The organism is uncultured Tenacibaculum sp. (assembly GCF_947502995.1).
GTDB lineage: Bacteria > Bacteroidota > Bacteroidia > Flavobacteriales > Flavobacteriaceae > Polaribacter.
Window position 1 is genome coordinate 18,131 of sequence record NZ_CANNBW010000033.1, and the last position, 13,673, is coordinate 31,803.

Below are 13,673 nucleotides of genomic sequence, written 5' to 3' on the forward strand. Positions count from 1 at the left end.
CTATTTTCGAATAAATACACCATTACTAAATTTATATTTTATAAGGTCAAACTCACGAGTGTAAAATCCAGTATCGTCATCCATTTTAAATTGTTTAAAAGAAAATTCTTTAGTTTTAGTATCGAAGTTTAAATCGATATTCTGACTACGATTACACTCTATAAAAAACATCTTTTGTTTCGGGTAACAATTAAAACATTCTCTTATTTCAGCCTTGTTTTTTTCAAAAATACGAATTACAAAATGTTGTTTTCCGCTACCATAAGTTCCATATCCAAACAATATGTAAAAATTATCTAGTTTTTCAATTCTAAAATATCCAGCACTTTTATCGTTTTGATTTTTGTCTAACGCGAGAACTTTCCAGTTTTTATCAGTTTTATATCGGATATAGTTCAAATATTCATGATACGATCCATTATCTAGAACATCAGTAGAAAATATAGTGAAATCTTCAGTAGAATTTATAACAATATTATTCATAAAAGCATAAGCTAGAGTAACTCCTTTTGTAGCATTTTTGAGTTTATTTTCTAGTAAATAATAATGTGTGGTATCTGTACCTATAAAATCTTCAGAAAGATCGGAAACAATAGTTTTATAAATTAAACGGTTTAAAGAATCTTTAACTTCCCATTTGTTGCGGTTTTCTAAACGTTTTAAATGAAGATTGTTTAAACGATCTAGCATATTTTGTTCTTGAGCTTTTAAGCTAAAAGAAAATAATAATATGCTTATGTAAATTATGAACTTCATAGCAATAAAATAAGTTTTAGTTGTATGTTTTTTCTGAAATTTGTTTTCCTTTATTAAACTCTATTTCTTTAGTTAATTCTCCAGAAGCATCATAATGTTTCCATATTCCGTTTTTTTTGCCACTTACATAATTACCTTCCATTTCAACTGTTTTCGATTTTAAATTATAGAATTTTCCTATACCATTTAGTTTTCCATTTTTATAAGTTAAAGCAGAAATTTGCCTACCTTTTTTACCATCAAAAGTTTTCCAGATACCGCTTTTAAAAGTATCAACATATTTGCCTTCTTGTATTTTAACTCCATCTTCATTAAACTTAGTATAAGCACCATTTCTTTTTCCGTATTTAAAACTAGTTTTACTTTCTAAAGTTCCGTTTTCGAAATACTTTTCTTCGTAAGTAATATGATCATTATCATAGTTGATTTTGTATTGTAAAATACCTTCGGGAGTATAATAGGTCGTGATTCCGTTTTTCCTGCGGTTTTTTATTTGTAGTTCCTGAGCAATTTTTCCGTTTAAATGATAACTCTTTTTGATATAATCGGTAGGAGAGGAGTATGTTTTTTCCCATTTCAACTTTCCATCGATTAATCGTTCTTCCCATCGACCAGTAGGTTCATTATCTTTATAAAATTCAATAACTAGAGACGTGGTATTATCTTGAACATTTCTAAGTTCTTTTGTCCATTTACCTTCTTTTTTATCATTTTTGTATTGTTCTGTTCTAAATACTTTTCCTTTTCTATTATAAGTTAACCAAATACCATGTTTTAGTCCATTTTTATATCGAGTTTCTTCTTGAATTTTTCCGTTTTGAAAATAAGAGATTTGTTTTCCATTAATTTTTCCATCGATATAATTAGCTTCAGAAGATTTATTACCAGCAAAATCATAACTTGTGTATGTTCCATTAATTTTCCCATTATTAAAACTAATATCTGCATATGCTCCACTAGTTTCAGCGATTTTGTAAGAACCATTTAAAGGCTTTTTATCTTCTATAGAAATGTAAATAGTTTCTTTTCCAAACCGTTTAGTCTGTACTTCGTTCCAAGTGGTATATACCTGTGCATTAAGAGTTAATAATACAAGTGAAAAAAATAGAAATAAAATTAAGTTTTTGGTTGAATACATATTATGTTTTTTTCATGTAAAAATATTTGAAGATTCTGCTTTAATAATCTATTAATCGATATTCGATTGCACAGAATTTATATTTGAAAACTAAACTTGTAAAATCTTTTTTTAAATAAAAAAACTAAGGATGTTTTACCATCCTTAGAATTGAACTAATGAGAAAAACTAGCCAATTTCTCGACTAGATATTGTTTATTTCTTTTGAATTATGATTTCATTTCCTTTTATTTAACAATTAAAACTTTTTCGAAGTAATGTGAATTTATAGCTAAATTAATATTGTTAAGCTCTTAATCATTCATGTAAATTAGATCTGATAACTTTGAATATATATTTGCTTAGGTTTTTATTTTTTCTGAAATAAAATAAATTAAATAGAAGAAATATCGTCTTGAAATTGTTTTAAAACTTTATAAACTGTAGCAGCATTTCCTTCATTAAAACGTCTTGCCCAGAAACCATAACTATCAAATATATCTTGAGTATAAATTTCGTGAGTTGTAAATATGTTTTTAATGGTGTTTTTCATTTCTTCACTTGGTATATCGTCAACTTCGTTCCAGTCCCAACTTTCAGAATTAAATTTAGCATACACTTCTAAAAAGAATTCTTCATTAGTACTTTCATCTTCATAAGTAGTAAGTAAACAAGTAAGTCTTGGTTTTAATCCAGAAGCTTCATAATATCCTGTTTGTTTAATCAAATTGGCAATGTAACTCACTGTTTCTTCATCAAAAAAGCGTTCAATATTTTCACTGCTTCTATTAAACTTATTCATTAGATAATGCATAAACTGCATTTTAGTTTTAATAGGATACGGTTTGTAATGATATAAATTGAAAAAGTAGTTGTAAATATTAAAGAAACTATTGTTTTTAAAATCAGCTAGTTCTACAGCTTTTTTAGCAAAGTCTTTTTTATCTAGAATAAAATTTAATTCATCATCAATAAGAAAATTTACAGTTTCTTTATCTAAATACAGTTTTTGTTCATATTCTGAAACACATTGTTCACTTTGAGTTTTAGCTCCATTTTCTAATGTTTCTATTCTTTTCTTAAAATTTTTATTGGCTTCTTTCAATGCATTGTTTATAGCTTCCTTGGTTGCAATTTCTTTTTGAAGTTCATTAATAGTAGCGTTATTATCGGAACTAAAATTGCACGAAATTAAACTTATTGTAATTAGACTTAAACACAAAAGTTTTAAAGTAAAAATGTTTGCTTTCATCATGTTTTATTTGATTGAAAGCAAACATACCTTAGATTCATTTCAAACTCATTAATGAATCAATATCTGTAGTTAATGGGTTTATATTTGAGTTATAATAATAACCGAGATACAAACTCTTCTCTTTTTCTTGTAGAAACAGGAATTTTAGCTCCAGATTTTAAGAAAGCATAACCAGTTTTATCGTATTTATCAATAAACTTTAAATTCACAACATAAGATTGATGTGTTCTTACAAAAAGATCATCTGGTAATTGATTTTCGAATTCTTTAATAGGTTTAGAAGCGATGTAAGACTTTTTATCTTCTGTGTAAAATGTAGTATAACCTTTATCGGATTGACAATACATTAAACTATCGAAACGAATTATCTGATAACCTTCTTGAAGGCGAAGAACAATGTGTTCGCGTTTGCTTTCTATCAGCTGCTTTTTTACGATATCTAAATGATTAGAACGATCTTCAGAAACTATTTTAACTCGATCGATAGCTTCACTTAATTCATCAATATCTACAGGTTTTAAGATATAATCAATAGCACCATTTTTTATAGCTTGTAATGCATATTGATCGTATGCTGTGATAAAAATAACTTGAAAGTTTAAATCCTTAACCTGATCTAAAAAATCGAAAGCGATTCCATCTTTTAAATTAATATCTAAAAAAATTAAATCTGGTTTGCATGCTTTTGTAACTGTTATGGCTTCTTGAACAGATTCACATTCTCCAATAATATCAATATCCTTTTCTAAGGAAGTTATCATTGAAATTAAACCTTTTCTAATATATAATTCGTCTTCTACTATTAGTGCTTTAATCATAATTTTCTATTGTATAAGGAAGTATAAGTATGGTTGAATTTTTTATAGTTCCCTTATAGCTGGTATTTTTAAAAGTAATTTTTGAAGGTGTATTCAATTTTTTAGAAAACGCATGAAATAATTCTTTCATTTTCTTCCCAATTATTTTTTGTTGAAATTTCGATTGTTCTAATTGTGTTCCACAATCGGTTACAATACATGTTAAAACGCTATTAGTAAAAGAAAAGTGTATGGTTATTTCTGGCTTTAATGTTGAAATATTCGTACAATTTTCAATAGCAATTTCAACAAAAGGTTGAATTAACATTGGAGGAATATTTATTTCTTCATAAGTAATTGGTTCATCTGTAGTAATAGTAAAATTAAACTGATGGTTATTTTCTATTTGATGAATTTCTAAAAAGTGTTTTATGGTTGTAATTTCATCTGAAATCGGAACAATAGATTTTCTTGAATTTTCTAGTAGTAATCTTAAAAATTTAGAAAATTTAGATAAATATTTAATGCTATTTGGATCATCGTTAGCAATCATTTCTTGCATCGATTCCATAGAATTATTAATATAACTTGGTTTAAGTTTAATCCAGCTTAAAGTTCTATCAATTAAAAGATTTTTATACGTAGTTTGAATATTTCTGTAACGAAAAAAGAAAAAAGTTATGATTAGTAAAAGAATAATACAAACAAATACAATAGTACTTTGTAAGACAATGCGTTTAGTGTTTTCTAATTCATTATCGATGTAACGTACTTTTTTCTTTAAGAATTTTTCATTTTTAGTTGCTGAAGTTATCGATACAATGCGTTCTTTAACTTGTTTTCTTAATATTTCTTCATTTGTATTAGCAATACTATCTAAGTAAGCACTAGCTATATTTTTTCTTCCTGTGAGTTTATAAAGTAAAAAATAACTATCGAAAATGTATACTTTATTAAAAAGATCACTTTTTGGAGTTAAAGAGTTATAGGCTGAATCTAAATAGATTTTACTTAATTTAAAATTTCTTAAGTTTAAATAAGTTACTCCTAGATTGTGATATTTAATATTAATATACGGACTGTTTTTTCCGTATTTTAATTTCTCTTGCTGTAATCCTTGTTTAAAAAGTTCTAAAGCCTCTTCATATTTTTCCAATTTCAATAAAATTGTAGCAAGATTGTTCGTATACAGTGTTAACTTTTTATATGAAGGTCTAGTGATTTTTTTATAAGTAGTGTAAGCTTTTTCAATTTGATTGTCAATTTTATAAATCATACCACAAGGAAAACAAGTTTTCATCATTGTGATAGAGTCTTGTTCTCTGTATGCAGTCATAACAGAATCACAAAGTTGAACGCCTTCTTTTATTTTATTTAAATCTGTAACATGTTCTATTTTTAATTGATATCCTACAAAAATATTAGAAGTATCTTTTGCTTTTCGTGCTTTTTTAATTAGTTCATTCGCTAAAACATATCCATTTCCATATTGTTTGGTTCTACCATAAGATCGAGATAAAAAATAATATTCTTGGAATGATAGTTCTTGTTCGGCTTGTTTCCTAGTTAAAGTATCAATTACTTTTTGATACTCGTAATTGTTAAAGAAGTCTTCAACTTTATTTTCTTGAGAAAGTACTATAAGACAAGAGTAAACAATTAGCAATACGGATAGAGTTATTTTTTTTCGCATATACTATTTGTTTAGTTTAGAGTTTCTGTAAGGTAGATTTATAACTACTTCAGTTCCTCTTTCGTCTTTGTAATTAAGATTCTTAATGTTTAAAGAGAAATTATGATTCATTTGTTTAGAAAGTATCGAGAGCCTTTCTTTTACAATTTGTGTTGCTAATGATGTTTTTTGTTGGTTCTTTCTTGGTTTATCACCAATTGAATATCCTATTCCATTATCTGTTATTGTACACAATAGTTTTGTGTTAGTGAGCTTAAAGTTGAGTTTTATATTAGGATTTTCTATTTCTGTTTTAAATCCGTGTATGATTGAATTTTCTATGAAAGGTTGTAAAACCATAGATGGAATTAAAAAATCTTCTTGAATATTTTCAGTTGTAATTACATCAAAAGAAATGTTTTTACTGGTGCTTAAATTTTGAATATCAACATAATCTTTTAAGAGTTGAATTTCATCTTTAATGGCAATAAATTTTTGAGTTTTTTCTTTTACTGTTGACTTTAAAATGTTGGAAAACTTTTCGATGTAAAGTGTAGCTTTATTTTTCTCTTTATTTAGTAGCATTCCTTGTAAAATAGACAAAGAATTAAAAATAAAATGAGGTGTCATTTGTGAGGAAAGTAATTCTTGTTCATTAACCACTTTCTTATATTTTAGTTGTGTGTTGTTATATATTTTTAATAAGGTCCAACCTGTTAATAAGGTGATTAAAGAGATAAGAAAAAGATAGGTTTTTAGCTTTTTATCGTTAGTAATTTTTATGTTATTATTTATTACAGTAACTTTTTTGGTCAAACTTTTTTTTCTATAATTAATTGCATCTAATTCTTTTATTTTCTGCTTTATTTCGTAATCATAAATAGTATTGTTGTGTATCTCTATGTGATCTAAAACTCTACGTGCTTCGTCTAATCTATTTTGGAAAGTAAAAAAACTATAATAAGTTTCTAATAATGTTTTTCGATGACTAACATAAGTAGAATGTCTCAAAGCTTTTTGAGCAGAATCTAAATGTTTTTTAGCTTTTTTCCATTGTTTTTTAATAATGAAAATTTTAGCAATGTTAGTCAAGTTGATATTCACAAATTTTAGCTCATTAGTTTTATAGCTAATATTAACTCCTTTTTTAAAATGAATTAAAGCTTCATCATAAAGTTTATTGTAGACTAAAATAATACCGTAATAATTTAAATATTCAGGAGTCTCCTTAATGTAATCTTTAGTGATGTTTTTATAAATATCTAAGGCTTTTTTATAATCTTCATTTTTATTATATAGAACACCACATTTCACACAAAGCTCTTGAAAATATGAACTCTTGTTTTTTTTCATTTCAGGAATAATACGATCACAGAATCTTACACCTTCTTCTATTTTTTTTAAATCAACTAAGTTTTCAGCTTTTAAATTATAGAGTACAGCAAGCGTTTCATTTTCATTTTTAGCGATAGAATCATCAATTAAATTATTTAATATGATTAAACTTTTATGTTGTAAAAACTCTTTATTATAAACCTTGGCTAACTCTATATATTCTTCTTGAGTTAATCCAATTGTTCGTTCTTTTAATTCAAGATTTTTTATAGAATTTTTACTATCGACAACATCTTGAGCTTTAGATTGTGAATTGAGATTAAAAAAAGCAAATAAAAAAAGTAATAATATGTTTTTTAAAATGAATTTCATTCAATATTTAATGAGGGATGTAAAATACTAAAGAAAGCTAACATGATATCGATTCAATCGATATTTGTCTTAGTTTAATAAATTTTTGTAGAATTATTCTTTTTTTGAAATAATGAATTACCCTGAAAACAGGGATGTAATACATTTATTCTGAACCTAATTTTGTGCACTTAAATTGAGTTGAAAGATGAATAAAAAAGTAAGTGTATTATTGTTGTTGTTATTTCAATGTATTGTATATGCACAATCTCCGTTTATTACTACTTGGGAAACCACTACAGCAAATGAATCTATAACAATACCTACTAATCTTTTTGAAACGTATAACTATTCAGTTGATTGGGGAGATGGAACTATTACTACAAACGAAACCGGTAATGCAACTCACAATTATGTAGTGCCAGGAATTCATACCATAACAATTTCAGGAACCTTTCCTCAGATCTATTTTTTTAATGCTGGAGATAAAGATAAAATTCTAACCATAGAACAGTGGGGCGATAATCCTTGGGTTTCATTTTTAGGAGCTTTTTGGGGCTGTACAAAACTTAATATTACAAATCCTGCTGCTGGGAATCCTAATTTAACAAACGTAACAAGTATGTCTTCTGCTTTTAGAGGAGCAACTCTTTTTAATGGAGATGTTAGTGGTTGGGATGTAAGCAATATTACTAACATGAATAGTATGTTTTCTACTAATGATGTTTTTAACAAAGATTTAAGCAGTTGGGATGTTAGTAAAGTTACTCAAATGGGATTTATGTTTTCAAATACGAAAGCTTTTAATGGAAATATTAGCTCTTGGAATGTAGAGAACGTGTTATCATTTGAATCCATGTTTAATGGAGCAGAAGTTTTCAATCAAGATTTAGAAAACTGGAAACCAAAGTCAGCAACAAATATGGCTAGAATGTTTAGAGAAGCAGAGGTTTTCAACGGAAAAGTTACCAATTGGGATGTTGGTAATGTTACTTCTATGGAAGAAATGTTTCAAAGAGCTGTAGTATTTAATCAAGACATTAGTAAATGGAACGTTAGTAACGTTACAAATATGCGTTCGATGTTTGGAGCTGCTTTAGAATTTAATCAAGATATAAGTGCTTGGAAGGTAGGAAAAGTTACTACGATGCGAACTATGTTTTCTTCAGCAAGAGCATTCAATCAAGATATTGGAAGTTGGGATGTTAGTGAGGTTACTGATATGTATGGTATGTTTTCAGATGCTAGAATTTTTAATCAAGATATAGGAAATTGGAATACAGGTAAAGTAGAGAAAATGGAAACTATGTTTGCCAGAGCCTTTGCTTTTAATGGAGATATAGGAAATTGGAATGTAAGTAATGTAACTTCAATGTGGGCAATGTTTTCAAACGCTACTGCTTTTAATCAAGATATAGGAGGTTGGAACACAGGTGAAGTTACTAAAATGAATGAAATGTTTTCTAATGCTAAAGCTTTTAACCAAGACATTGGAAGCTGGAATACAAGTAAAGTTACTAGAATGCATGGAATGTTTCAAAGTGCTGATGTTTTCGATCAAGATATTAGCAATTGGGATATTGGTCAGGTTACTACATTAGACAGAATGTTTAATAATGCAAAATTATCTACTGCTAATTACGATGCATTATTAAAAGGATGGAGTGCACAAACAGTACAACCAAATCTTAAATTTTCAGGAGGAAATAGCACCTATTGTACGGCAGTTACAGAAAGAGCAAATTTAGAAACTGCTAATACCTGGAATATTTCTGATAAGGGTATTGATTGTAGTACATTATATTTTATTACTACTTGGGAAACCACTACAGCAAATGAATCTATAACAATACCTACATTTTCAGGAGAAACCTATAATTATACAGTTAATTGGGGAGATGGTAATATTACTACTAATGAAACAGGTAATGCAACTCATAATTATGTGGTGCCAGGAATTCATACCATCACGATTTCAGGAACCTTTCCTCAGATCTATTTTTTTAATTCTGGAGATAAAGATAAAATTCTAACCATAGAACAGTGGGGAGATAATCCGTGGATTTCATTTTTAGGAGCTTTCTGGGGATGTACAAAACTTAATATTACAAATCCTGCTGCTGGAAATCCTAATTTAACAAATGTAACAAGTATGTCTTCTGCTTTTAGAGGCGCAACTCTTTTTAATGGAGACGTTAGTGGTTGGAATGTGAGTAACATTACTAACATGAATAGTATGTTTTCTACTAATGATGTTTTTAACCAAGATTTGAGTAGTTGGGATGTAAGTAAAGTTACTCAAATGGGATTTATGTTCTCAAATACCAAAGCTTTTAATGGTAACATTAGCACTTGGAATGTAGAGAACGTGTTGTCATTTGAGTCTATGTTTAATGGAGCTGAAGTTTTCAATCAAGATTTAGAAAATTGGAATCCAAAGTCAGCAACAAATATGGTTAGAATGTTCAGAGAAGCAGAAGTATTCAACGGAAAACTTACCAATTGGGATGTTGGTAATGTTACTTCTATGGAAGAAATGTTTCAGAAAGCTGTAGTATTTAATCAAGACATTAGTAAATGGAACGTAAGTAACGTTACAAATATGCGTTCGATGTTTGGTGCTGCCTTAGTATTCAATCAAGATATAAGTGCTTGGCAAGTAGGAAAGGTCAATATTATGCGAACTATGTTTTCATCAGCTAGAGCATTCAATCAAGATATTGGTGGTTGGGATGTTAGTGAGGTTACTGATATGTATGGTATGTTTTCAGATGCTAGAATTTTTAATCAAAATATAGGACGTTGGAATACAGGTAAAGTAGAAAAAATGGAAACTATGTTTGCTAGAGCCTTTGCTTTTAATGGAGATATTGGAGGTTGGAATGTAAGCAAAGTAACTTCAATGTGGGCAATGTTTTCGAGTGCTACCGCTTTTAATCAAGATATAGGAAGTTGGAATACAGGTGAAGTTACTAAAATGAATGAAATGTTTTCCAGTGCTAGAGCTTTTAATCAAGACATCGGTAATTGGGATACTAGTAAGGTTACTAGAATGCATCGTATGTTTCAAAGTGCTGCTAGTTTCGATCAAGATATTAGTAATTGGAATATTAGTCAGGTTACTACATTAGATGGAATGTTTAATAATGCAAAATTATCAACTGCTAATTACGATGCTTTGTTAAAAGGATGGAATACACAAACAGTACAACCAAGCCTAAATTTTGATGGTGGAAACAGTACTTATTGTACAGCTGCTACAGAAAGATCAAATTTAGAAACTGCTAATACATGGAATATTAAAGATGGAGGATTAGATTGTCCTCCATTAACTTGTTCTGCTCAACCAGACGCAAACAATATAAAGTTAAGACCTAACATTACTTGGAATCCTATAACTGGAGCGAATAGTTACAGAATTACTATAGGAACTACTCCAAAAGGAAATGAATTTGAGGATGTTGTTTTAGGTAATGTAACTGCTTATCAATTAACAAAAGAACTTGCTACAAGTACCAAATATTATGTAACTATTTATGGTAGAGATGCAGCTAATATTGATATAGCTTGTATTAGTATTGAAGTAACTACAAGACCAGAGTTGACTTGTACTACTCAAGTAGTTTCAGGAAGAATATTAACACGACCTCCTATAAATTGGGTTTTAACTCCAGGTGTGGTAAGTTATGATCTAACCATAGGTACTACGCCAAAAGGTACAGATTTTTTAGATGTTTCTTTAGGTAATGTGGATATGTATACACCAACGAATGATTTATTACATGATACAAAATATTATGTAACTATCTATGGATTAAGTGCTGTTGGAGAACGCATAGGTTGTCATTCTATTGAATTTACAACCGTTCCATTACCACCAGCTTGCCCTACAATTGATGTGCCTGTAGCTGGTGCTACTTCAGTAGCATTACAACCAAGTATTGAATGGACTAAAGTAGTTGGAGCTACAAATTATCGTATAACCGTTGGAAGTACATCCGGAGGAAGTGATATTGTGAACTCGAATGTAGGTGATGTAGATAGTATTACTTTTACTAGTGATTTATTAAATAACACGCAATACTACGTAACGATTTATGCTAGTAATGCAGGAGGAGAATCTGTAGGTTGTTCAAGTATTTCGTTTACTACAATACCTGCATCAAAACCTTTTATCACAACTTGGCAAACTACAACAGCGAATGAAACTATAACTATTCCCACGGCACCTGGATCAACTTATAATTATACTGTTGATTGGGGAGATGGAAGTACTCCAACTATTGAAACAGGTGATGCAACACATACTTATGGAACAGCAGGTGTTCATACAGTTTCAATTTTAGGAACATTCCCAAGAATTTTTTTTAACAATAGAGGCGATAAAGATAAAATCTTAACAATTGAACAATGGGGAGATATTGAATGGAGTTCAATGAGTGTTGCTTTTTTAGGATGTACTAATCTTAATATTACCAATACAGGTATTGATGTACCAGATTTAACCAACGTCACAAGCATGGTTAGCACTTTTGCTAACACAGCTTCATTCAATTATGATATTAGTAATTGGGATGTAAGTAATGTAACTAATATGGCTAGTATGTTTGAAGGTGCTGTTAGTTTTAATCAAGATTTAACAACTTGGGATGTTAGTAATGTTACTCAAATGGCAAATATGTTTCAAGGAGCTTCAGTATTTAATGGAGATATCAGTACTTGGAATGTTGGAAAAGTGATTTCAATGTCAAAAATGTTCAAGAGAGCTTCAGTTTTTAATCAAAATTTAAACAATTGGAATGTTTCGTCTGTAGTCAACATGTCTGAAATGTTTAATGTAGCAAGAGTGTTTGATGGAGAAGTTTCTAATTGGGATGTTGGTAAGGTGACGAATATGAGATTAATGTTTCAAGTAGCAGAAAATTTCAATCAAGATATCAGCGCTTGGAATGTTTCTAATGTAACTAACATGTCAAGCATGTTCAGTAGTGCTACTTCTTTTAATCAAGATATTGGAGCTTGGAATGTTGGTAAGGTAACAAACATGAGATTTATGTTCAGTAGAGCATCATCATTTAATCAAGATATTGGTGGATGGGATGTAAGTAATGTTACCAGTATGGATCATATGTTTCAAATCGCAGTGGCATTTAATCAAGATATAGGAACATGGAAAACAGGTAAAGTAACAGAAATGCAAAAGATGTTTGAAGGTGCAGCTGTTTTCAATCAAAATATTGATGGATGGGATGTAAGTAATGTAACCAACATGGGAGCAATGTTTAGTAATGCAACTGCTTTTAACGGAGACGTCAGTAGCTGGAATGTAGCTAAAGTAAATTCATTTTCATGGATGTTTAACCAAGCTTCTGCATTTAATCAAAATATTAGTACTTGGAATTTAGCGAGTGCAACGGAATTAGATTTCATGTTTAAAGATGCCTCAAGTTTTAATCAAGATATTGGAGGTTGGACTTTAGGTAACGCTACTTCTTTATCAAGAATGTTTCAAAATGCCGTAGCTTTTGATCAAGACATTTCAAATTGGGATGTAAGTAATATAACCAACATGTGGTTGATGTTTCAAGGAGCAAAATTATCAACAGCTAATTACGATGCATTATTAAAAGGTTGGAATGCACAAGTTTTACAACCTAATGTGTCATTTTCTGGAGGAAATAGTACGTACTGCACTGCAGAGACTGAAAGAGGAAATATGATTGCCAGTGATATGTGGATAATTACTGATGGAGGTAAAGTCGCAAGTCCGAATTTAGATCCAATAACCAATGTAAATCAAGCCGATACTTATACGTTACCAACTATAGTAGGAACAAATTTATCAGGTTCAGAAAAATATTACACGCAATCTGGAGGAATGGGAACTTCTTATGTCCCAGGAAGTGTTATTAATTTTGCTGATTTCTCATCATATCCTGTTACTCTTTACGCTTATGATACTGGAAGTTGTGGAGATTCAGAACAAAATTTTGAGCTAATATTAACGAAAACAATTGTATCTACACCAATTACAATTACTGCAGATTCAAAAGCAAAAGTTTATGGCGATGCTGATCCAAGTTTGACGTATCAAATTACTTCAGGAAGTTTAAATCCAGGAGATGTTTTATCTGGAGGTTTAACCAGAGTTGCAGGCGAAAATGTTGGCGATTATGTAATAAATTCTACATTATCTCATCCAAATTATACGATTACTTACATTTCTGATGATTTAACTATTTCAGCAAAACCAATCACAATTACAGCAGATGCAAAGAATAAAGAATATGGTTCAGCAGACCCGTTATTAACCTATCAAATCACTTCAGGAAGTTTAAATCCTGGAGATGTTTTAACTGGAGGTTTAACCAGAGTCGCAGGCGAAAATGT

General features: G+C 29.4%; 7 protein-coding genes. 1 reads left to right on the top strand and 6 read right to left on the bottom strand.

What is annotated here, in order from left to right; all coding sequences use genetic code 11:
- From Q1A46_RS19930 to Q1A46_RS19955, 6 genes are all read right to left on the bottom strand, one after another.
- Nucleotides 1–756: a hypothetical protein gene (locus Q1A46_RS19930; RefSeq protein WP_299683250.1), complete on the bottom strand. Its 756-nt coding sequence runs from the start codon at nt 754–756 to the stop codon at nt 1–3.
- A gap of 16 nt (nt 757–772) precedes the next feature.
- A complete protein-coding gene (locus tag Q1A46_RS19935) occupies nt 773–1,894 on the bottom strand; it encodes a toxin-antitoxin system YwqK family antitoxin (protein ID WP_299683252.1) in 1,122 nt (373 codons plus the stop codon).
- A gap of 373 nt (nt 1,895–2,267) precedes the next feature.
- Nucleotides 2,268–3,125: a hypothetical protein gene (locus Q1A46_RS19940; protein ID WP_299683254.1), complete on the bottom strand. Its 858-nt coding sequence runs from the start codon at nt 3,123–3,125 to the stop codon at nt 2,268–2,270.
- 92 nt (nt 3,126–3,217) lie between these two features.
- Nucleotides 3,218–3,946 carry a LytTR family DNA-binding domain-containing protein gene (locus Q1A46_RS19945; protein WP_299683256.1) on the bottom strand — a complete coding sequence of 243 codons (729 nt, stop codon included), beginning with the start codon at nt 3,944–3,946 and terminating at the stop codon, nt 3,218–3,220.
- On the bottom strand, nt 3,939–5,618 hold the full coding sequence (locus Q1A46_RS19950; RefSeq protein WP_299683258.1) for a histidine kinase: 1,680 nt from the start codon (nt 5,616–5,618) through the stop codon (nt 3,939–3,941). The genes Q1A46_RS19945 and Q1A46_RS19950 overlap by 8 nt, the downstream gene beginning before the upstream one ends.
- Nucleotides 5,619–5,621: 3 nt before the next feature.
- Nucleotides 5,622–7,304, bottom strand: coding sequence for a histidine kinase (locus Q1A46_RS19955; RefSeq protein ID WP_299683260.1), 1,683 nt, complete (start codon nt 7,302–7,304; stop codon nt 5,622–5,624).
- 187 nt (nt 7,305–7,491) lie between these two features.
- On the opposite strand from Q1A46_RS19955, the gene Q1A46_RS19960 reads away from it, so the two are divergent.
- The coding region (locus tag Q1A46_RS19960) for a BspA family leucine-rich repeat surface protein (RefSeq protein ID WP_299683262.1) at nt 7,492–13,673 on the top strand (6,182 nt) is incomplete at its 3' end.